Here is a 20,933-nt window from a genome sequence, read left to right on the forward strand (position 1 = left end):
TGATTAGTAGAGATCAGTCATATAAGCGTAAAGAGCTAACAAAAATACGGCAAATTCAGTTACCGTTTCTACAGTTTTATTCCCAGTCGGTTTTTCAACTGTAAGGATTTTAGAGGTAAAATAGAAAGCAGACAGGCCTGCAACAATAACGAGGCCTGAAGGGAGAAGATCCCAGTCCTTCGCTAATTCACTTTCTGCAGCTGAAACCGGTACACCTTTATACGTTTTAATTCTAAACGTAAACATGGTCGTAAGTCCAGTTGTGGACCCATCGGCAACTGGAATGTCAGGTGTATAGATTTTAATTGAAACATCTAATGATTGAGCAGATGGGGTCACTGCCATTTCCAGATAACCGTTTCTTACAGATAGGCTCAGATTGTCTAATAAATTTTGATAAGAACGGATGTCTGAAGCCGTAAGTATTGTTTGTGTATCTCCCAGTAAACCAGTAACATATGCCCCGGGCTTTCCATTCGTTATTGTCATTGTATTAGCAGACCCCTCACTTGGGATCGTATACAGAATTGAAGTAGACAATAAGATATCTAAAGTTGGAGAGGCTAAAATGGTTTCGGTTGTACCGAATTCGAACATCATATTGGCAAGACCGGATGCATTCTCTAAATCTGGAATTGTTGACAGGATATTGGTTAATGTGTTTAATCTTGCATCATACACAGGATCAGAAGGCGGATGGACGCTGCTTGCACCCGAGTCTTTTCCGGAGTATCCGTCTTTGTCAATGGCGACTTTTCCCGCTCCGCTTCCGATCGTTCCTTCATAAAATTGATCAAAAGCCCAGTTTTTCGGCATCGGGTATCCGAGGTTGCCGCTGAATCCGGTCGACATGTTAGCCGTAAAACTATATTTGGTCAGACCTGCTTCTGACGTCCGGATACAAATGTTTCTCGGTCCGTATACCCCAATTTCATATTTCGGCGCAGTTGAGAACGCCTGCATTTTCATAAAAGCTGACTTGATTTCTTGAAAGTAAGGGATGATTTTATCTGTGACTTCATAATCATACGCATCGAAATCGACGGCAAAGTAAATGGTCGTTCCTGAAGGAAAGCCTAATCTTCGGGCGGCTGATGCAGCGCTGTACGCATCTCTCGTTCCTTGGTCTTTTACAAAATAAGAAGATTCATAGCCGCCGTCCTGATAAATCGGAAACACGCTTAAGCCGGCATTGAAAATAGTGGAGAGTTCTTTTGACGTTAATGCTTTCGATGTCAGTCCGCTGCTTGTCCGCACATTCCCGGTCAGATATCTTCCCACGATCTTATAGCCATTCTCACGTAAAGTTTTGGCCGTATCTGCCGTCAAAATGGCAGCGGTGTCACAAGCTGAAGCAGCCCGTGTTGTGTCGCCTGAGCTTGATAATAAAGCTTTAATCGTCGGCATGTCCGCATAACCAGTCTGCGGCAGGCACATAAACTTTTGGAAAGCTTTCACTGCCGATACAACTCCGACGCCGTATTTTCCGTCGAATTCACCGGGGTCAAATGATTTCCCATTACAGTAAAGCGCGTATTGAACAATCAAAACAAAGCCTGTCCGTGAATCGCCGGGAGTCAAGGTAGGACATAAGCTGGTCGTTCCGTTCCCGAAAAATCCATTGGCGACGCTTGTGCTCATGCCTTCTTCTTTTTGCAGGGCATAAATGAGAGCCTTGTTTGTATCGCGGGCATATAAGCCGTCACAAGGCATCAAGCCGATGTAGTCATTGTAATCCCGGTTCAGGTTCTGCTGGATTTGGCGGATTTTTTTGTCGCCTCCCGCTACTAACCGAAAAGCGCTCATATCCAGCAAGGCCTTCATTATGAGTGCCGTGACGATGCCGTCTTGCTTAGTGAGCCCGGCCGCTTTTTGAAACTCTTTTACAGCATTTTCGGTATTTTCATAGAAAACGCCTGAAAATCCGCCGGGGTTAAAACCTTTACACCACAGTGCCCCTTGCAGAATGTAATTCATGTTTGTCGGCTTAGAATCGGGAGCCTGCTTTTTCAACGGCTTAAACAATCTTTGTGTCGTCGGGCCGAAGTTATCGGCAGGTTCTGAAATACCAAGCTCAATTTGAAGCGCCCGTGTCAGACCGTAAATGGTATCCCAGCCCGTTTTTCCGTTTTCCGGCACTTTGTTGTACCCGTGTCTGCCTTTGTACGTTTCATTCAGCCATTGTTGTGTTTCCAGGACCATTTCGTCCATTGCAATCCCTCCATTAGGTGTAGTGTGCGTTCATTCATAGGTGGCAAACGTATGACAGTTTGTCATGGGTGCAGAAGTTTATCCAAGGAGAGCCCCATCATACAGCCGCAGAACAAACGCCGAAAGAGAGGCATTGATAGGAAAAGACCTCGCTATGACAATTGATACAAAAACAACAAAATGGATAGCGGTTTAAAGTAACTTTATCACTTAATCAAAAATAACAAGAATCATAAGTAGTAGTCATATAGTCATTTTAAGGGCTGTTCACATCTCTTCCTGCAGTCAAAATGGTTAGTTGGACGGATTTATGATTGGCTATATTGTCATTAACATAAATAGGGTAAATAGTTACAGGAAGGAAGGATTTTCTCGATGAAAAGCAAAAAGATTTTTAAGTCGCTCATCATTATTTTTACTCTTTTAATCAGCGGAATTGGTTTTATGGGTTTTTCTTCTCCGCAAAAAGCAGAGGCTAAAGACTGGCTTCACACTTATAAAAGCGGGTATTTCACTAACTATGTGATCAATACATATCATCCTAAATTCACTAAAACGACAAAAAAGTACAGCTTGAGAGCCGTGACTTTTAAATCCAACAGTAAAGGGAAGGGCACGTATAAAATATACGTCCAAAAGCAAGTCAACGGCAAAGGTGCCTGGAAAACAATCAAAACCGCCAATGCAAAGAAAAATGGAACGACTTATTTTGAAACACCTTCGTTGAAAAAAGGAGATTCATACAGATTTAAATTGGTCAATCAGGGTTCGAAAAAACGTGTCAATTATAGTGCAAGATGGATTGTATTCGCTTCATAATGCCGATTTTCCGGTCTATAAAGTTTTAGCTGCTGCTGCTGCGGCAGCTTTTTATTTTCTCCGGAGCTCAACCGCCAGGGAGCCCGCACCTGTCTCTTCGGGCGTACGTTTGTATTCAACGCATCATTCTGGATTATGCGGAAAGGTACATCGCTTCAATGATAAGCCAATCCCGGGTTCTTTTGATTCGTTTGAAAATGTTCTGATATAAAAAAGGCGTGCCCCGGTGTAAAATGGCTATATTGATAAATATGGAGGTTGAGATGGATCAAGATTATATGACTGAGCTTGTCTCAGTCCAGCTGAAGAAAATCCGGTCGGAGAGAGGCTACACACAGGAGAAAATGGCGGATGTGATCGGCCTTTCTAAAAAGTCGCTGGTGCAGATTGAGAAAGGGCGGGCGCTTGCGGAATGGCCGCACGTTGTGGCGGTTTGCGCGCTTTTCAGATCAAGTGAAACACTGCAATCCGTATTAGGAGATGATCCGCTGGAGGTTATTGAAACGGTTGCTCACCGCACAATTGACAGGCCGAAGGGGAAGACGATGGGCGGCAAGGTGTGGTGGAAAGCCATCGAGAAAAAAGGCGAGTTCCGCTTGCAGCAGCATTTGATTTCCCATCATTACCGCATCCTTGATTCCTATGATGATCTGTGGTTCAGCAGTTTTGAAAAGGCAGAGGCTTTGGAGCGGCTTGATGAGCTGTTTTTGGAGGTGGAAGAAGCGAAGCGCTGACGCACCTCCGGTTGATGTATTTTCTGACAAGTGGGAAAATATATATAAATTCCAGCCAAAGGAGAGATTCGAATGAAGCCTGAAGATATCGTCCGAAGCGGCCCGAATCAGTACATATGCAAGGAAGGAATCGCAAAAGAACTTCCGGGGCTGCTGGAGACATTCAGAAAACCCGTTATTGTGACCGGAATCAAATCCTATCAGGCGTTCTCCGATTACAGCGGCGGTTCTTCCTGGGATGTGATTCAGCATAAAGGATACTGTTCACCTGAGGCGGTGCGTAAGGTCTGTGAGCAGGCGGAAGACGCGGATGTGATCATCGGTATCGGAGGCGGCACGATTTTGGATTTGGCAAAAGCGGCGGCAGACCGGCTTGATATTGAAGCTGTGATGGTTCCTTCTATTGCGGGGACGTGTGCGGCAAGTACGCCGTTGAGTGCCATATATGATGAGAGCGGCAATTTTATCAGAGTTGATTATCATAAGCGTTCAAGCTATTTGACGCTTGTTGATCCGCTGTTTTTGCTTTCCTCTCCCATTGAATATATGAAAAGCGGGATCGGTGATACGCTGGCGAAATGGTATGAGGCTGAGGCGGTCATCAGAAATACGGAGGAGGCGGCGCCGCTGATGGCGCAGGCGGGGCTGAGACAGGCGGAATATATCCGTAATCTGTTATTGCGTTACAGTGAAGCGGCCGTCGGAAGCATGGAGAAAGGCGAGCTGTCCGTACCGTTTATCCATACGGCGGAAACGATCATTATGCTTGCGGGAACGGTCGGCGGGTATGGCGGCCGTTTGTGCAGGATGGCAGGGGCGCATGCGGTCCACAACGGACTCAGTTTTCTTCAGGAGACACATCAGGTGCTGCATGGCCAGAAGGTTGCTTACGGCATATTGGTGCAGCTCGCGCTTGAGAATCGGAGACCTGAGATTGAAGAGCTGCTTCCGTTTTACCGCCGGCTCGGTTTCCCCGTCAGTCTCTGTGATCTCGGCATCCTTGACAATCATGAGGAAGCCAAGCGCTGTATTGCTTCTCACGCCTGCCGGGCGGAAGAATCGTTATGCTTAATGGGACAATATCGCGAAAAGGACGTGTCAGCTGCGATTGAATCGCTCGAATCAGCGCAAAAGACAGGATAGAGCTTGTCATCTATCTTGTCTTTATTTTTTGAATATTTCCGTTATAATGAGTGGGGTATAGAAAGGGAGGGGCCAAAGGACATGTATCAGGCGAAGAAGATGTTGTTATTAGGATCAGGCGAGCTGGGGAAAGAAGTCGTCATTGAAGCGCAGCGGCTCGGGGTTGTCACTGTAGCCGTTGACAGCTATGAGCATGCTCCCGCCATGCAGGCCGCGCACAAAAGCTATGTGATTGATATGCTTGATAAAGCGCAGGTCAGAGAAGTCATTGAGAAAGAAAAACCGGACTTGATCGTGCCGGAAGTGGAAGCCATTGCGACGGATGAGCTGCTGAAGCTTGAGGAAGAAGGTTTTCACGTCATTCCGAATGCCCGTGCGGCAAAGCTGACGATGGACCGTGAAGGCATCAGACGGCTTGCGGCAGAGACGCTTCATCTTCCGACTGCCGGCTATGAATTCGCGAATACATATGAAGAATTTAAAGAAGCGGCGGAAACAATCGGCTTTCCGTGCGTGGTAAAACCGCTGATGAGCTCTTCCGGAAAAGGGCAAAGCGTGTGCCGCTCGGCTTCCGGGCTGAAAAGCTGCTGGGACATGGCGATGGAAGGCGGCCGGGTGAAAAACGGCCGGGTCATCGTTGAGGAATTCATTCCGTTTGAATCAGAAATCACGCTTCTGACAGTGCGCGCGGCGAACGGTACGTCCTTTTGCGCGCCGATCGGACATGAACAAAAAGACGGTGACTATATTGAATCATGGCAGCCTCATCATATGACGGAACAGCAGATCAAAGAGGCGAAACACATTGCGAAAAGCATAACGGACGAGCTCGGCGGATACGGTTTGTTCGGGGTGGAGCTTTTCCTTACTGAAGATAAAGTATATTTCAGCGAGGTGTCTCCCCGTCCGCACGATACGGGACTCGTTACGCTTGTGACGCAAAATTTGTCAGAGTTTGCGCTGCATGTCCGCGCGGTCTTGGGATTCCCGATTCCGGAAATCACTCAGCTGTCGCCGGGAGCAAGCCGTCCGCTGAAGGCGCCAAAAGAGCTTGCTGATTATGCGCTTGAAGGTTTGGAGAAGGCTTTGGCGGTAAAAAGCACTCAGGTCCGCGTATTCGGTAAACCCGTCACGAAAGTAGGACGCCGTATGGCGGTTGCGCTTTCTGCAGCTGAGACCGTTGAAGAAGCCAGAGAAAGAGCGGCCGAAGCACTCAGTCATTTATCAATTACATAAAATGATCTTAAAAGGCGTTTTTACCGTAATGGTAAGGCGCCTTTTTTGTTTGGACAGACTATATACTGGAAAACGGGGTTGTGAGATAATGTATGAGGCCGTTTTGTGCCGGCTTTTTAATTATTGAAACTTTTTATGTCCGCAATCGTTATATGTAATGTTCTCATTTCACGGAGAAGGAAATAACAATACATCATACGGCTTTTCATTCATCAAGAACGGACAATCCGGATCGCAGCATGGAATATTTAAGCAGGGCAATCCGGAATAGAGGAAACCATGATTGCTTACCTTAATATGAACGGCGAAAAAACAAAAATCACCAGATTAGATTGTTCAAATAACACCAAATGCTGTATAATAAAAGAATTTGAATGATAGCATTGAAAGAATTTCATTTTATGTTTCCGTAAAATGGAGTCTTTATGCATACGCAGTCCGATTTGATATGGTTTTAATTGGAGGTTTGTGTAAACTGTGAATTATATACCTAGTATGATTACAATTGGAAATTTCATTTGCGGGCTCTTATCGATTCATTCCCTTTTGTATCATAATATACACTCTGCGGTGATCTTTATTTTCACCGGGATGTTTCTTGATTTCTTTGACGGTTTGGCCGCCCGTAAGCTGAACGCGGTATCGGAGATGGGAAGGGAGCTTGACTCTTTTGCTGATCTCGTGACGTTCGGCGTAGCGCCGTCAATGCTCGCTTACAGTGTTTCACTATATACGATTCCGTTCATCGGAATTTTAATCGCGCTTTCCTACAGTATCTGCGGGATGATCCGTCTTTCCAGATTTAATATTGAACAAAGCAAGCTGCCGACGTTTATCGGGATGCCGATTCCGTTTGCGGGTATGTGTCTTGTCATTTTGAGCTTTATCAATAACGCTTTTCTTCTGGGGGCGGGAACGATCGCGCTCGGTTATTTAATGGTCAGCAACATTAAATTTCCGCACTTTAAAAAACAGGCGCCTGAAAACCTGGAGAGCAGAAGATGGAATTAGTTCAGCAATTAATATCCGATTACGGATATATCGCGATTTTTCTTATGCTGACACTCGGTATTATCGGATTGCCTATTCCGGATGAAGTCATGATGACGCTTGTGGGCTACTTCGCTCATTTAAACGTGCTGAATTACGGGCTCTCCATTCTGATCAGCTTTATCGGAGCGCTCCTTGGGATGATTATCAGCTACTTCATCGGCAGAAAAGCCGGCCGGCCGTTTATTAATAAGTTCGGAAAATGGGTCGGCCTGAAGGAAAAGAGGATGGAGAAAGTAGACAGGTGGATGAAGAAGTACGGGCCGTACACCATTATTTTAGGTTATTTCATTCCCGGCATCAGACACGTGACCTGCTACTTTTCCGGAATCGGCAGAATGGAATTCAAAACCTACTTATGCTTCGCCGCCATCGGAGCGTTTTTATGGTGTTTTATTTTTATTACTATAGGAAAATTCATAGGAGTAATCAATGTTTAATACTGCCGCTAAAGTTCTTTACCGTTCATTGATTGAACTGACTAATAATCGATTGACGTCTTATCTCATTAAAAACTTCTGTGAATCGAAACTGAGCAAGCCGATGATTCCGCTGTTTTCCAAACACTATCGCATCAACTGGAATGAAACGGAACGTACGGCTTCTGACTTTGATTCACTGGCGTCATTTTTCATTCGTGATATTAATTTGAATCTCCGCCCCGTGGCAAAAGAGAAGAACGCCATCGTCAGCCCGGTGGACGGCGTCGTTCAGACGGTTGGCATGATTAAACCCAATCAAACTTTCATGGTAAAAGGGAAGGATTATTCGTTCGCCGAACTGACGGGGTTTAAAAGCGCCGATCACAAGTATAACGGCGGGTGTTTTGCCGTGCTTTATCTGAGCCCGAGACATTACCACCGCTTCCATTCTCCCGTCAGCTGCACGTATCAGAAGCTGGCCGAGCTAGGGAAACGCTCCTATCCCGTTAATACGATGGGATTGAAGTACGGGAAAGATGTGCTCTCAAAAAATTACCGTTATGTGTACGAGCTGACCCGTGCTGACCAGCAGATGCTCATGATTCCGGTAGGTGCGATGAATATTAACTCGATCGTTCAGACAAACACCGGAAACAGGCTTGAGACGGGGGAAGAGCTGGGCTATTTTTCATTTGGATCGACCGTTATTTTAGTATTCGAGAAAGATATGTTTACCCCTTCGGATAACCTGACTGAAGGCCGTGAATTACAGGTCGGTCAGATCATCGGTTATGCGGAGTCACAGGAGGAGGCGTCCGCTTTATAAAAGCTGCTCCTCTTTTTTATATGGTGTAAGGAAGTGAACATTATGGAAGAAAAGGATTTGGCAAAGCTGATAGAGCAGTACCAGCATACAGGGGATCAGCAAATTCTTGAAGCCGTGCGGGACGCATGCCGGCCTGTCGTTGAGGCGCTTATCTCAGAAATGGCTGAAGACAGCGCCGATCTTCTGCGGGCAAAAGGCCGTGACCGTTTTCCGTTTATTATCGGCAAGTATCAGACCGCGGCCGGCCTTTCGCTTGAGACCTTTTTGCGCAACACGTATCGGTTTTATTTTCAGCAGGTTTTAAAAGGCGAAGCGTGACTGGAAGAAAGAGTCCGGACGGAAATGTTCATCTTTCGCCCGTTTTCCTGTATGATATAGTAGAGTGTGCGATCATTAATTTAATTGAACAGGGTGTATAAATCATGGAAAAACAATATAGAGTTTTACTTTATTATAAATATGTAAAGATTGATGAGCCTGAGGAGTTCACGGCTCAGCATTTGAAGTTTTGTAAGGAGCTCGGTCTGTTAGGCCGTATTTTGATTTCTGAGGAAGGCATTAACGGTACGGTGTCCGGAACGGTTGAACAGACGGAACAATACATGAATGCGCTGAAAGCTGATCCGCGCTTTGCCGACATGCCGATCAAAATTGACGAGGCTGACGGACATGCATTCCGCAAAATGTTTGTGCGCCATAAAAAAGAATTGGTGACGCTTCGTCTCGAAGATGATGTTGATCCGAATGTCACGACGGGCAAGCATTTGAAACCGAAAGACTTTTATGAGCAAATGCAGGATCCTGACACGATCGTGATCGACGCCAGAAACGACTATGAGTATGACCTCGGTCATTTCCGCGGAGCGGTCAGACCTGATATTGAGGCGTTCCGTGAGCTGCCGGACTGGATTGAAGAGCACAAAGACATGCTTGAAGGCAAAAAAATCCTCACGTACTGCACAGGCGGCGTACGCTGTGAGAAATTTTCCGGCTGGCTGCTGAAGAAGGGCTTTGAAGACGTGTCCCAGCTTGACGGCGGTATCGTCACTTACGGTAAAGATCCTGAAGTGAAAGGGCAGCTGTGGGACGGACAGTGCTACGTGTTTGACGAAAGAATCAGCGTACCGGTCAACCGCGTAGAGCACGTTATCATCGGAAAAGATTATTTCACGGGCGAGCCGTGCGAGCGTTATGTGAACTGCGCAAATCCGGCATGTAATAAAAAAATGATCTGCACACCTGAGAATGAATACAAATACATGCGCAGCTGCAGTCACGAATGCCGTACGAACGAACGCAACATGTATGTGAAAGAGCACGAAATGACTCAGGAAGAAATCAATGAACGCCTTGCTTTGATTGAAAAAGAGGATCATGCGGCGATTGATTAATAGAAAAGACCACCAATGAGGTGGTCTTTTTTGTGTTTACATACTTTCTGTCCGGGCGGTCTGGTCTGCCGTGACGGGTCCTTTATATTTGAATGCTTTTTCCCACTTGGACACGACGATGCAGGCGACCGCATGGCCGGGCACGTTGACGCCGGTTCTCGCCATGTCCATGACGCGGTCGACACCGGCAATGATGGCGACGCCTTCCGCGGGGAGACCGACGGCGTTCGCTGTCGCCAGAAGCACGACGAGTGAGCCTGACGGGACGGCGGCAATGCCTTTGCTTGTCATGACGAGCACAAGCATCATCAGAAGCTGCTGAGAAAGCGGCATCTCCACATGAAACGCCTGCGCCAGAAAAATACAGGACACCGATAAATAGAGGCTTGAGCCGTCACAGTTCAGCGATAAACCTGACGGAACCACAAAGGAGACCACCCGCTTCGGACAGCCGTATTTCTCCATCCGATCCATCAGCTGAGGCAGAATGGTTTCTGTGCTTGTCGTGGAGAAAGCGATCAAAAACAGATCCCAAATCATTTTCAGCACTTCAAAGTACTTGATTTTAAAGATAAGCCCCACGATCGGAAACAGAACGAAGAGTATCAGGAACAGCCCGAGGAACACAGTGCCGATCAGCTTCAGCATCGGAAGCAAAAGCGCGATTCCGAATTGCCCGACGGAGGCGGCCATAAGGGCGAGAACGCCGATCGGAGCGGTGACCATCACCATCTGCGTCAGCTTGAACATAATATTTGCCGTGGATTCGAAGAAACTCATGACAGGTGCGGAGGCTTTGCCGATGCCGGCTGCGGCAACACCGAATAAAATCGCGAAAAAAATGACGGCGAGAAGATCGTTTTTCGCCATAACGTCAATGATATTAACGGGGATAATATCAAGAAGCATTTGTTTCAGGTCGACAACTTTTTCCGTATAGCCGGAAAGCTCGTGAATATCTTTTTTAGCAAGATGAGAAAGGTTAAGTCCGACTCCCGGCTTCAGCACGTTCGCCAATAACAGACCGAGCGCCAGAACAAGCGTCGTAATCACTTCGAACCAAATAATCGTTTTGATGCCGAGACTGCCCATTTTTTTCATACTGCCGCTGCCGGCGGCTCCGATGACAATGGTTGAAAACACGATCGGCACAACAATCATTTTAATCAGGCGGATAAATCCGTCTCCGACGGGCCGCAGCGCCATCCCGAAATCCGGGAAGAAATGGCCGATCAATGCTCCGATGGCTAAAGCGATCAAAATCTGGAATGCGATAAATTTTTTCAAGCGAATCCCCCTTTTACTTGCGCATTTCATACGTAATTCGTGAAGCAGGCGGCAACCACCTTCCTATCCGCCATAAATTTGTCACATTATTGACTGTGCGATAGAAAGGATTGTTTTACATTATGTAAGCGCAATCATTCAATATGACAGAAAGTCCTCATTGGAAAAAATGAAGGAGCATAAGAATAAAGAAAGATTTCCGATGAAAATATTAAAAATTTTGATAATTATCCTCTTATAAGTGGTATATTTGATATGATATGGTCAACTGCATTCTCATATATCTGTGCATACAAGATTCGGGACAGAAAAAACATGCAGCCTAGAAAAGACTGAAAATTTAAACAATTATAAGAAAGGTGTGCTTTTGTTGAATCAACTGATTGAAAGACGTAAGGTCACAGCAAGAAAAGAAAAACCGGATTCCGCTTCATTGGGATTTGGCAAGTACTTCACAGATTACATGTTTGTTATGGATTACGAAGAGGAGAGAGGGTGGCATGATCCGAGAATCACCCCTTATGAACCGGTCCATCTTGATCCGTCCGCATCCGTTTTCCATTACGGGCAGGCCGTATTTGAAGGGCTGAAGGCTTACAGGTCAGAAGACGGCCGGGTGTTGATGTTCCGTCCAGACCAAAATATAAAACGGCTGAATAAATCGTTACGGCGGATGAGCATGCCGCCTCTTGACGAGAAGCTGGCGCTGGAAGCATTGATACAATTGGTGGAGCTGGAGCAGGAATGGATACCGATAGAAAAAGGAACCTCTTTATATATCCGTCCGTTTGTAATTGCGACTGAGCCTTCTTTAGGCGTCCGGCCTTCAAAGCGTTACAAGTTCATGGTTGTTCTGACGCCTGTCGGTTCGTATTACGGCGATCAGCTGAAACCGATCCGTATTTATGTGGAGGATGAGTATGTGCGTGCCGTCACCGGCGGAGTGGGCGACGTCAAAACGTCCGGAAATTATGCGGCCAGCTTACAGGCTCAGCGGAAAGCCGAAGAACTGGGGTATGATCAGGTGCTTTGGCTTGACGGGGTGGAAAAGAAATATGCCGAAGAGGTAGGGAGTATGAATATCTTTTTCATCATAAACGGAGAGGCCGTAACACCGGCATTAAACGGAAGCATTCTCGGGGGCATCACACGCGCATCTGTGATAGAGCTGTTAAAAAGCTGGGGCATCCGCGTCAGGGAAGAACAGGTCGCCATTGATGATATCTATGAGGCTGCGATGAGAGGCGAGGTGTCAGAGGTATTCGGTACAGGAACCGCGGCCGTCATCTCGCCGGTCGGCGCGCTGCACATTCACGGAGAAACAATTGAACTGAATAACGGTTTGATCGGTGAAGTGTCAGAAAGGCTCTATGAAACGATTGCCGGCATCCAAGTCGGGAAGGTGCGGGATTCGTTCAGATGGGTGGTTGAAGTATAAATGAAAAAAGAACCCTTGCGCTGCAGGGTTCTTTTTTCGGTTATTGGGATTTTACGGCTTGCACGCGGGCTCTGCTTTTCCGGTTTTTCAAGTAATAAGCGCTGTAGCAAACGGCCATAAATGCAATTCCGCAATAAAGGGCGATGGCCTGGTTCGGATCAAAAGCGATGCCGATACAGGAGGCGAGGCATAGGAGAAAGGCCGCTATCGGTACGGCCGGATATCCCGGTGTCCTGTATTTCAAGTCTGAAAGCTGGTGCCCTTCTGTAAGAAACCGTCTTCGGAACAAAAATTGCGATGCGGCGATGCTCATCCACACAGCCACTACCGCAAATCCTGAGACGGAGACGAGAACAAGATAGACTGTATCCGCTGCAAATACGCTTGACAATAACGACAGAATGCCGCCGATCATACTGAAGATCAGAGCGTTAAAAGGAATGCCTTTAGAGGTCAGCCTGGCAAAGGCGGGATGAAGCTCCCCTTCTTTAGACAGGGACCACAGCATACGTGATGACGCGTACAGCCCTGAATTGGCCGCAGACAGAAGCGCCGTTAAAATGACGAAATTCATCAGATCGGCCGCATAAGGCACGCCGATTCTGTCAAATACCGTGACAAACGGGCTTTCAATCACACCGGCTTCCTTGATGGAGATCATCCCTGACAGCACAAAAATCGTTCCGATAAAGAAAAGCGCCAGCCGCCAGACTGTGGTCTTAATGGCGCGCGGAACGGTTTTTTCCGGATCGGCGCTTTCTCCTGCGGCGATTCCGATCAATTCCGTCCCTGAAAAAGCGAAGTTTACTGAAAGCATCGTCATTAGTATCGGGAAAAAGCCATTTGGAAAAAGGCTGCCGCCATCCGTAAAGTTCGACAGCATAGGTGCGGCCTCACCGCTTTTCATCGGGACGAGGCCGAACATCGCCGCTCCGCCCAATAAAATAAACAGTAAGATGGCTAAGACTTTAATGCTTGAGAACCAAAACTCCGATTCAGCAAAAAATTTCACGGAGAAGGCGTTTAATAAAAAGATGAAAAGAGCGAATACCGCACTCCACATCCAAACTGAAGTATGCGGGAACCAACGCTGCATGAAAAGCCCGGCCGCCGTGAATTCAGAGCCCAGCGCCACCGCCCACGTCAGCCAGTACAGCCATGCGACCGTAAAGCCCGTCGCGGGCCCGATATAGGTCTTCGCATAGGTGTGGAATGCGCCCGTCACCGGCATGGCCACTGACAGTTCGCCGAGGCAAAGCATGACAAGATAGACGATGCCCGCGCCCAAAAGGTAAGCGAAAATGGTGCCCGCCGGACCCGCCTGATGAATGGTATACCCAGAGCTTAAAAACAGCCCCGTTCCGATCACACCTCCGAGTGATAGCATAAAGAGGTGTCTGCTTTTCATACTTCTCTGAAAATTCGTCTCGTTCTTGTTGTTCATTGTTTTCCAACTTTCTGCGAGGGCCGTCTTAATAAAAAATCTCATGCCGGCGAACGGCACGAGATTCCGGCGAACCGGCTTTTTGAATAGAATATACAAACTATTCCGATTAGTCAAGTTGTTTTTAAGGTCTTGGCCCAATCGGCAATGGCTTGGATGTCCGCAGGTTTCGTCCGGCAGCAGCCTCCGATCAGGCTCACGCCGTTTTCGTACCAGCTTTGCGCGCTTTTTCCGAAATGGTTTTCGCACGCTGCGCCTTTCCAGGTTTTTGTCACTGGGTCATATTGTTCGCCGGAGTTCGGATAGGCGATAATCGGTTTGGACGTTGCCCGTTTGATTTCTTGTACCAGCTGCGGAATATGTTCGATCGGTGTGCAGTTGATGCCGATCGCTGCGATTTGGCTGCCGGAGCCGAGCAGGGCCGCGCATTCGGAAATAGGCGTGCCTTCGCTGATATGCCGTCCGTCTTTGGCGCTGAAGCTGATCCATGCATAAGTGCCGGGGAATTCCTCCAGCAGCCTTGTGATCGCTTTTGCTTCTGACAGGCACGGAATGGTCTCACAGGCCAAAAGATCGGCGCCGGATTCTATGAGGGCTTTCATCCGGGGGCGGTGAAAGCTGATCAGCTCATCCTCCGTCACTTCGTAATGCCCGCGATATTCTGAGCCGTCAGCGAGGCTCGCGCCGTAAGGTCCGATAGAAGCGGCGACCAAAGGTTTGGGCCGGTGTAAACGGTTTTCTTCATGCGCCCAAAATTCATCGCGTGCTTGCGCGGCAAGTTCAACAGATGTCTGAATGAGACGTATCGCATCGGTTTCAGGGATACCGCGCGCTGCAAATCCTTCGATTGTCGATTGATAACTGGCGGTGATCGCGCAATCAGCGCCGGCGGCAAAATATTCTGCATGCACCTGTTTGATCAGTTCCGGCCTCTCCAAAAGAATTTTGGCCGACCACAGATCGTCATGTAAATCACAGCCCATCCGCTCAAGCTCGGTTGCCATCGCGCCGTCTATGATCATCACCGGGTATTCATTTAATATTTGTGTAATGGGATTCATAGGCCTTCCTTTCTGACTTTACTGAAAATATATAAAAAGGGTAATGGACGCTATTCTCTTTGTCAATGAACCGGCAGAAAAAAGGTGTTCAGGACGCTGCCCGAACACCTTTTGTTTAGGAAATGTGTTTGCCTTTCGCACTTTTCGCGATGTCTGAATACTCCCAGCAGTCGATCCCGTCATCATCAGGGAGCACATCTCTGTAAAAGACGGGGTCCTTTCCGGCTTTCTTTTGCCGGACATAATCGCTCAAAGCGGCAAACGCTTTTTTCGACAGAAGGAAAATCGCGATTAAGTTCACGACCACCATTAAGCCCATGAACAAGTCAGCCATATCCCACACAAGCTGGACTTTGGAAATACAGCCGAACAGTACCATTCCGAGCACACAGATACGGTAAATGAACAGCCATTTTTTGTTCTGGCTTAAAAATCCGATATTGGTTTCTCCGTAATAATAGTTGCCCATCAGAGCGCTGAAGCCGAACAAAAGCATTAAGACGGCAAGGAAACCTGACGCCCACGCGCCGACATGGTCGCTCAAGGCGGCCTGAGAAAGCGCGATGCCGCTCAGTCCCGGCTGGTGATAAGCGTCTGAAAATAAAATGATAAGCGCCGTGCTTGTGCAAATGACGAGCGTATCCGTCAGGACGCCGAATGCCTGAATGAGCCCCTGTTTCACCGGGTGGCTCGTCGTAGCTGTCGCCGCCGCGTTCGGAGCGCTTCCCATACCCGCTTCATTTGAGAAAATCCCGCGTCTTACACCTTGCATCAAGGCCGCACCTAAAGCACCGCCCGCTGCCTGATCAATGCCGAACGCATTTTTTACGATTAGCGACAGAACGCCGGGCAATTGGGTGATGTTCGTCAGAATGACAAAGAAAGCGACACCGATATATAAAACGGCCAAAACGACTACGATGTATTCCGCCATTTTCGCAATCCGTTTGACGCCGCCGAAGATTACGCCGCCGAAAACCAAGATTAAAATAATGCCCAATGTAAGCCGGCTGGTGCCGAATGCGTTTTGAAAGGCGACGCTGATCGTATTGGATTGAACGGAATTAAAAACAACCCCGAATGACAGTGTGATTAATACGGCGAACAGCGCGCCCATCCAGCGTTTCTTCAGGCCCTTTTCCATGTAATAGGCCGGGCCCCCGCGGAATCCGTTTTGATCTTTTACTTTATAAATTTGGGCCAGCGTGCTTTCAACAAAGCTTGAAGCCGAACCGATGACTGCGATAATCCACATCCAGAAAATAGCGCCCGGACCGCCGAGTGAGATCGCAATGGCGATTCCGGTAATATTCCCGGTTCCGACACGCGCCGCCATACTGATGCAAAATGCCTGAAACGGGGAAATGCTGTTTTTTGTCCGGGCGGCCGCGCCTTCCTTCAAAACCCGGATCATTTCCTTCAGCATGCGGACTTGCAGACCCTTTGATCTGAACGTAAAAAACAGTCCCAGAGAAAGAAGCAGTACGATTAACAGTTTTGACCATAAAAAATCATTTGCCGAGCCGATTACATTTTCAAGGAATTCCTGCATCCAATCACCTCTTGGTTCGTTTGATTAAAAAATACTGAGCTCCCACTCCTGTGCGATATGTTTCAGCAGCATGCCGCCGGTCAGGCTGTTGCCGTATTCATCAATGGCCGGACCGTAAATGCCGATGCCGCAGCCGTTATGAAAAGGCTGTTCTCTTCTGGCGCTTGGGGGAACCAATGCCATAATGCCGCCGGATACCCCGCTTTTGGCAGGGACGCCGACGAAAGCCGCATATTTGCCTGACGCATTGTACATCCCGCACGTCAGCATCAGGGCTTTGGCGAGTTTCGCGACATCTTTCGGAATGACCTGTTCCCGTCGGATCGGATGGTAGCCGTCATGCGCAAGTATCAATCCGATTAAAGCGATGTCCTCGGTTGTACCCTCCATGGCGCACTGCTTTAAATACACTTCAAGTGTTTCTTCCACATCCGCCTCGAGAAAGTTCGTTTCTTTTAAATAGTAGGCGAGCGCTCGGTTCCGATGCGCGGTCTGCCATTCAGAACGGAAGACCTCCTCGTGAATGTGAGGCCGTTTTCCTATTAATTTTTCAAAAACGGAAAAGAGATATTCTAATTTATCATGCGCCGTTTCACCCGGAAGCAGCGAGGCGACGGTAATGGCGCCGGCATTGATCATCGGGTTGAAGGGCTTCCCGGGTTTATGGATTTCAAGCCGGATGATAGAATTAAACGCATCACCCGTCGGCTCCACATCCACACGATCCAGCACGTAAGAAATGCCTCTGTTCATACAGGCGGCAATAAAGCTGATGACTTTTGAGATGCTCTGCAATGTGAAAGGGACATTCCATTCACCGGCATGAATCATTGAGCCATCCGGCTCTAATATGCAAATGCCCAGCTGAGAGTCGTTGATTTCTCCGAGGGCGGGTATATAATTTGCGCTTTTTCCATTGACGGAAAACGGTCGGTAATGCTCCACCCAATCTTGTAAAAGTGAAGCCAGTTCCTCTTTTTCAAGGCGCTCTCTGACCATATCTTTCATAACATTCCTCCTCTATTGCAAGCCTGTCCGAAGCGGAACCCGGTCTTGGAAAACGTTTTCAAAAATAGCGTGTTCCATGTTAATGTATAATGACATCTACAGAATCATACAAAATACGACAAAATCATTCTTAAAATAAGCCGATAGATTTATAAATCAGCCGGAGTGTCCCGCCATTCGGGTCTAAAGAAATTTGCGGACTGTATCGGTCTTGTTCAAAATAGACAGAAGAAGGAAGTGATTATGATCAGGCTCGACTATTTACTGAAAAAAGACGGCTACCTTTTCGCCCTTATGCTGATCACCGTGCCGCTGGCGGGGGAACTGAAATTTTACCCCCTGAATGAGGTATATCGGATCAGCTTCGGCGCCCCGGCTTTTTTCTTTTTTCTGCTGCTGCTTCGGCATGTGCCGGCAGTATTGTCAGGGCTGTTGACAGGTGCAGCCGTTGTGGCATTCCGGATCGGCCTGGCGTGCTGGGGAGGAGAGCATGCCGGCTTTACGGAGGCTTTTTTCAGCCAATATCCCAGTTTCTTTTTTTACTTTACATATGCCTGCTTGTTTTATGTGCTGAAGGTCAGGCTTTTTTGGGATCGGCCGCTGATGATCGGGTTTCTCGGTTTTCTCATTGAAATTGCGTCCGATGCAGTTGAAATGACGGTTCAGTTTTCCGGCGGCCGGCAGATTGTGATGCCGGACAAGCTGGCGGATATCGCAGTTATCGCTGTTTCTCACACATTTATTGTGCTGAGTTTTTTCAATGTGATGAAGCTGCACGAATCTCAGGTCAGGGAAAAACAAACGAGAAAGCAGCATGAGCACATGCTGATGATTGTGTCTAACTTATATGAAGAAACGATTCATTTGAAAAAAACGCTGAAAACGACAGAGCATGTGACGAAAGAATCCTATCAGCTGTATCGGGAAATGAGCGGGAACGACCGGGAGCTCGGGAGCCGAATGCTGCGCCTTGCGGGAGAAATTCATGAAGTGAAAAAAGACAATCAGCGAATATTCGCCGGCCTGTCGAAGCTGATTTCCAATGAGAGATTCCGGGATTACATGAATGCCGCCGCTCTGGTCGGCATCGTCATCCGAATCAATGAAAAATACGCCGAATCTTTAGGCAAGGACATTCAATTCCGGAGCGTGATTGAAGGAGAACATCCCGATTATCACGTCTTTACCGTCCTGTCGATCTTAAATAATCTGACCGCCAATGCCGTCGAAGCCATGGGAGACAGGGGTGAGATCCGCCTCGCACTGCGCAGGGCTGAGGGGGAGATGGCCGAATTTCAGGCTGAAGATGACGGTCCCGGCATTCCGGAAAAAATCGGAGAGGTCGTTTATGATCCCGGGTTTACATCCAAATACGATGAATTCGGCACACCTTCAACGGGCATCGGGCTTACTTACGTGAAGGAAATCGTAACTGAACTTGACGGAGACATTTCCTTTCACAACAAGCCAAAAGGCGTCATATTTACGATTAGACTGCCGGTGAAGCATTTGATTGCAGAAAGGATGAACTCATAATATGCGTTTTTTTATAGCTGATGATGACCGGGCGATCCGTTCCATTTTAAAACAGATGATCGAGGACGAGGACTTAGGCGAAGTCGTCGGTGAGGCAGAGGACGGAAGCCAGATTGAAGGGCATTATCTCCATTTTAAGCAAGTCGATATTTTATTAATTGATCTGCTGATGCCGGGGCGGGACGGGATTGAGACGATCCGGCATCTTCAGGGCTCGTACAACGGAAAAGCGGTGATGATATCGCAGGTGGAGGCAAAGGAAATGGTGGGAGAAGCTTATTCTCTCGGCATCGAATACTTTATCCACAAACCGATCAACAAAATCGAGATCGTCACCGTTTTGCGAAAAGTAAAAGAGCGGATTGAACTGGAAACCTCGATCGGCGACATCCAACACTCGTTAAGCCGCCTTATTCAGCGGAATGAGCCGAAAAAAAACGGGCCGGGGGGGATGCACGAGAAATCAATCAAAGAAACAGGAAAATTTCTTTTATCGGAATTAGGCATCGTGGGAGAAAGCGGGGCGCATGACCTCATGGCCGTCCTTCACTATTTATTTGAGGATGAACAGGCGGAAAGAAACATCCCGTCTTTAAAGCAGATGTTTACAAACACCGCCATCCGGAAGCTGGGGCCTGCGGCGGCACAAGCCGAGGTTAACAGGGAAATCAAAGCCTCGGAACAGCGGATCAGAAGGGCCGTCATTCATTCGTTAAACCATTTTGCTTCATTGGGCACAACGGATTTTTCAAACCCCAAATTTGAATATTACGCCTCGAAATTCTTTGATTTCCCCGCTGTCAGCAAGAGAATGAAAGAAATGCAGGCTAAGGAAACCGTGCCGCTTTCTCCGGTTAAAGTGAATATGAAAAAATTCATTCACGTCTTTTTTTTGGAGGCGAAAGATTTACGCGAAGGATCAAAATTTGTCAGCGGAGGCAGCCGGTAAGCTGGCTTTGGAATAGATGGCAAACGTGGATAAATGACAGTTCGTACTGGCCTGATTTTTCCGCGCTGATCCATGGCTTGCACCCTCCGCATATTTTTGTAAACGAAAATCAGCATGTGACAGAATGGCAGGCCGCTTACCCTGTGGAAACGGCGAAGTTCGCGCTTCAGACGGGGCAAGAGGAGCATATGCAAATGGCGCGGGACATGCTCGGCCTGTCCGATCCGAAAGGTTATTGACTTCCGCCGGATGACAGCGTATGATACATTTTAAAATAAAAGAACGGATGAACAATGCTGAGGAAGAGTAAGTACGCATCAGCGCGCGGGGTTCAGAGAGTCGGTGGCCGCTGTGAACCGATCCCCGTCCGGTGCCGAATGGGCTTCTGAATTGCTGCGCTGAAATGACAGTAGGCGGTGCCGGGATTCTTTCCCCGTTATCAAGAAAGGAGTATTGAAACCGTGTGTTTCTGTACTTTTTGAGAGAATGGCTTTTCAGCCGTTAATAAAGGTGGCACCGCGAAAACCTCGTCCTTTGATGGACGGGGTTTTTTTGTGTTTTTAAGGAGGTGATGGCCATGGAAAGTGACTGGAGACGGACAGACAATCAAAAAAGGAGGGATATTCATGGTGATCGCAACCGACGATCTTGAGCTCACGTGTCCGCATTGTGAAGGAACCGGCGAGGAGAAGGAAGGGATGCCCTGTCCGAAGTGCGGCGCGAAGGGCGTCATATTGACCGCTCAAGGAAACACGCTGCTGCATTTTATCAGAAAGCATATTGATCAGTGAAATCAAACGAAAAAGGCCGTTATCCGGCCTTCAGG

19 protein-coding genes, 1 pseudogene and 1 other annotated feature are annotated in these 20,933 nt (G+C 47.8%); of the genes and pseudogenes, 14 read left to right on the forward strand and 6 right to left on the reverse strand.

The annotated features are described in order from the left end of the window. Positions 1-3: 3 nt before the first annotated feature. A complete protein-coding gene (locus HWY38_RS06950; protein ID WP_224181527.1) occupies positions 4-2,211 on the reverse strand; it encodes a glycoside hydrolase domain-containing protein in 2,208 nt (735 codons plus the stop codon). A 375-nt stretch (positions 2,212-2,586) separates the two neighbouring features. Here HWY38_RS06950 and HWY38_RS06955 point away from each other — a divergent pair, with 375 nt between their 5' ends. The 9 genes from HWY38_RS06955 to HWY38_RS06995 all read left to right on the forward strand — a co-directional run bounded on the left by HWY38_RS06955 (position 2,587) and on the right by HWY38_RS06995 (position 9,832). Beyond that, a complete protein-coding gene (locus HWY38_RS06955; protein ID WP_007609154.1) occupies positions 2,587-3,030 on the forward strand; it encodes a hypothetical protein in 444 nt (147 codons plus the stop codon). A 263-nt stretch (positions 3,031-3,293) separates the two neighbouring features. Further along, complete coding sequence (locus tag HWY38_RS06960) at positions 3,294-3,764, forward strand: helix-turn-helix transcriptional regulator (protein WP_224181528.1); 471 nt, start codon at positions 3,294-3,296, stop codon at positions 3,762-3,764. Between the two features lie 72 nt (positions 3,765-3,836). Further along, positions 3,837-4,907, forward strand: a complete 1,071-nt coding sequence (locus HWY38_RS06965) for an iron-containing alcohol dehydrogenase family protein (RefSeq protein ID WP_224181529.1) — start codon at positions 3,837-3,839, stop codon at positions 4,905-4,907. A gap of 81 nt (positions 4,908-4,988) precedes the next feature. Further along, positions 4,989-6,143 carry a phosphoribosylglycinamide formyltransferase 2 gene (purT, locus tag HWY38_RS06970; protein WP_130571661.1) on the forward strand — a complete coding sequence of 385 codons (1,155 nt, stop codon included), beginning with the start codon at positions 4,989-4,991 and terminating at the stop codon, positions 6,141-6,143. A gap of 477 nt (positions 6,144-6,620) precedes the next feature. Continuing rightward, the gene (gene pssA / locus HWY38_RS06975) at positions 6,621-7,154 is read left to right on the forward strand and encodes a CDP-diacylglycerol--serine O-phosphatidyltransferase (RefSeq protein WP_007409002.1); all 534 of its coding nucleotides are present in this window, start codon (positions 6,621-6,623) and stop codon (positions 7,152-7,154) included. Next, positions 7,145-7,633, forward strand: a complete 489-nt coding sequence (locus tag HWY38_RS06980; protein WP_003156711.1) for a DedA family protein — start codon at positions 7,145-7,147, stop codon at positions 7,631-7,633. The genes pssA and HWY38_RS06980 overlap by 10 nt, the downstream gene beginning before the upstream one ends. Then, positions 7,626-8,441 (forward strand): phosphatidylserine decarboxylase, encoded by an 816-nt coding sequence (locus HWY38_RS06985; protein WP_007409003.1) that lies wholly within the window; start codon positions 7,626-7,628, stop codon positions 8,439-8,441. The genes HWY38_RS06980 and HWY38_RS06985 overlap by 8 nt, the downstream gene beginning before the upstream one ends. Positions 8,442-8,483: 42 nt before the next feature. Beyond that, entirely contained in the window at positions 8,484-8,759 is a 276-nt protein-coding gene (locus HWY38_RS06990; RefSeq protein WP_088461494.1) for a hypothetical protein, read from the forward strand. 104 nt (positions 8,760-8,863) lie between these two features. Continuing rightward, positions 8,864-9,832 carry a rhodanese-related sulfurtransferase gene (locus HWY38_RS06995; protein ID WP_007609165.1) on the forward strand — a complete coding sequence of 323 codons (969 nt, stop codon included), beginning with the start codon at positions 8,864-8,866 and terminating at the stop codon, positions 9,830-9,832. Between the two features lie 36 nt (positions 9,833-9,868). Here the strand turns inward: HWY38_RS06995 and gltP are convergent, their stop codons facing one another. Beyond that, on the reverse strand, positions 9,869-11,119 hold the full coding sequence (gene gltP / locus HWY38_RS07000; protein WP_007409006.1) for a glutamate-aspartate/proton symporter GltP: 1,251 nt from the start codon (positions 11,117-11,119) through the stop codon (positions 9,869-9,871). Between the two features lie 370 nt (positions 11,120-11,489). Here gltP and HWY38_RS07005 point away from each other — a divergent pair, with 370 nt between their 5' ends. Then, a complete protein-coding gene (locus HWY38_RS07005) occupies positions 11,490-12,557 on the forward strand; it encodes a branched-chain amino acid aminotransferase (RefSeq protein WP_015416722.1) in 1,068 nt (355 codons plus the stop codon). 40 nt (positions 12,558-12,597) lie between these two features. Here the strand turns inward: HWY38_RS07005 and HWY38_RS07010 are convergent, their stop codons facing one another. The 4 genes from HWY38_RS07010 to HWY38_RS07025 all read right to left on the reverse strand — a co-directional run bounded on the left by HWY38_RS07010 (position 12,598) and on the right by HWY38_RS07025 (position 17,622). Beyond that, complete coding sequence (locus HWY38_RS07010) at positions 12,598-14,001, reverse strand: amino acid permease (RefSeq protein WP_224181530.1); 1,404 nt, start codon at positions 13,999-14,001, stop codon at positions 12,598-12,600. 113 nt (positions 14,002-14,114) lie between these two features. Next, positions 14,115-15,062 carry a homocysteine S-methyltransferase gene (gene mmuM, locus HWY38_RS07015; protein ID WP_224181531.1) on the reverse strand — a complete coding sequence of 316 codons (948 nt, stop codon included), beginning with the start codon at positions 15,060-15,062 and terminating at the stop codon, positions 14,115-14,117. A 115-nt stretch (positions 15,063-15,177) separates the two neighbouring features. Next, positions 15,178-16,614, reverse strand: coding sequence for an alanine/glycine:cation symporter family protein (locus HWY38_RS07020; RefSeq protein WP_032872708.1), 1,437 nt, complete (start codon positions 16,612-16,614; stop codon positions 15,178-15,180). A gap of 24 nt (positions 16,615-16,638) precedes the next feature. Continuing rightward, positions 16,639-17,622, reverse strand: coding sequence for a glutaminase (locus HWY38_RS07025; protein ID WP_007409011.1), 984 nt, complete (start codon positions 17,620-17,622; stop codon positions 16,639-16,641). A 243-nt stretch (positions 17,623-17,865) separates the two neighbouring features. Here HWY38_RS07025 and HWY38_RS07030 point away from each other — a divergent pair, with 243 nt between their 5' ends. From HWY38_RS07030 to HWY38_RS07045, 4 genes and pseudogenes are all read left to right on the forward strand, one after another. Beyond that, positions 17,866-19,158 carry a sensor histidine kinase gene (locus tag HWY38_RS07030; RefSeq protein ID WP_317986213.1) on the forward strand — a complete coding sequence of 431 codons (1,293 nt, stop codon included), beginning with the start codon at positions 17,866-17,868 and terminating at the stop codon, positions 19,156-19,158. A gap of 1 nt (position 19,159) precedes the next feature. Then, complete coding sequence (locus HWY38_RS07035) at positions 19,160-20,107, forward strand: DNA-binding domain-containing protein (RefSeq protein ID WP_224181532.1); 948 nt, start codon at positions 19,160-19,162, stop codon at positions 20,105-20,107. A 5-nt stretch (positions 20,108-20,112) separates the two neighbouring features. Beyond that, positions 20,113-20,346 (forward strand): annotated as a pseudogene (locus HWY38_RS07040) (hypothetical protein); the annotation flags it as partial. Between the two features lie 48 nt (positions 20,347-20,394). Further along, positions 20,395-20,645, forward strand: a binding site (T-box leader). Positions 20,646-20,733: 88 nt separating this feature from the next. Continuing rightward, positions 20,734-20,898 (forward strand): tryptophan RNA-binding attenuation protein, encoded by a 165-nt coding sequence (locus tag HWY38_RS07045; RefSeq protein ID WP_224181533.1) that lies wholly within the window; start codon positions 20,734-20,736, stop codon positions 20,896-20,898. Positions 20,899-20,933: the final 35 nt, after the last annotated feature.

This window comes from Bacillus sp. KS1 (assembly GCF_020075515.1).
In the GTDB taxonomy this organism is placed as follows: domain Bacteria; phylum Bacillota; class Bacilli; order Bacillales; family Bacillaceae; genus Bacillus; species Bacillus velezensis.

Coding starts and splice junctions, on each gene's coding strand:
- HWY38_RS06950 (WP_224181527.1), bottom strand. CDS start 2,211: ATGGACGAAATGGTCCTGGAAACACAACAATGGCTGAATGAAACGTAC.
- HWY38_RS06955 (WP_007609154.1), top strand. CDS start 2,587: ATGAAAAGCAAAAAGATTTTTAAGTCGCTCATCATTATTTTTACTCTT.
- HWY38_RS06960 (WP_224181528.1), top strand. CDS start 3,294: ATGGATCAAGATTATATGACTGAGCTTGTCTCAGTCCAGCTGAAGAAA.
- HWY38_RS06965 (WP_224181529.1), top strand. CDS start 3,837: ATGAAGCCTGAAGATATCGTCCGAAGCGGCCCGAATCAGTACATATGC.
- purT (WP_130571661.1), top strand. CDS start 4,989: ATGTATCAGGCGAAGAAGATGTTGTTATTAGGATCAGGCGAGCTGGGG.
- HWY38_RS06980 (WP_003156711.1), top strand. CDS start 7,145: ATGGAATTAGTTCAGCAATTAATATCCGATTACGGATATATCGCGATT.
- HWY38_RS06985 (WP_007409003.1), top strand. CDS start 7,626: ATGTTTAATACTGCCGCTAAAGTTCTTTACCGTTCATTGATTGAACTG.
- HWY38_RS06990 (WP_088461494.1), top strand. CDS start 8,484: ATGGAAGAAAAGGATTTGGCAAAGCTGATAGAGCAGTACCAGCATACA.
- HWY38_RS06995 (WP_007609165.1), top strand. CDS start 8,864: ATGGAAAAACAATATAGAGTTTTACTTTATTATAAATATGTAAAGATT.
- HWY38_RS07010 (WP_224181530.1), bottom strand. CDS start 14,001: ATGAACAACAAGAACGAGACGAATTTTCAGAGAAGTATGAAAAGCAGA.
- mmuM (WP_224181531.1), bottom strand. CDS start 15,062: ATGAATCCCATTACACAAATATTAAATGAATACCCGGTGATGATCATA.
- HWY38_RS07020 (WP_032872708.1), bottom strand. CDS start 16,614: ATGCAGGAATTCCTTGAAAATGTAATCGGCTCGGCAAATGATTTTTTA.
- HWY38_RS07025 (WP_007409011.1), bottom strand. CDS start 17,622: ATGAAAGATATGGTCAGAGAGCGCCTTGAAAAAGAGGAACTGGCTTCA.
- HWY38_RS07030 (WP_317986213.1), top strand. CDS start 17,866: ATGATCAGGCTCGACTATTTACTGAAAAAAGACGGCTACCTTTTCGCC.
- HWY38_RS07035 (WP_224181532.1), top strand. CDS start 19,160: ATGCGTTTTTTTATAGCTGATGATGACCGGGCGATCCGTTCCATTTTA.
- HWY38_RS07045 (WP_224181533.1), top strand. CDS start 20,734: ATGGTGATCGCAACCGACGATCTTGAGCTCACGTGTCCGCATTGTGAA.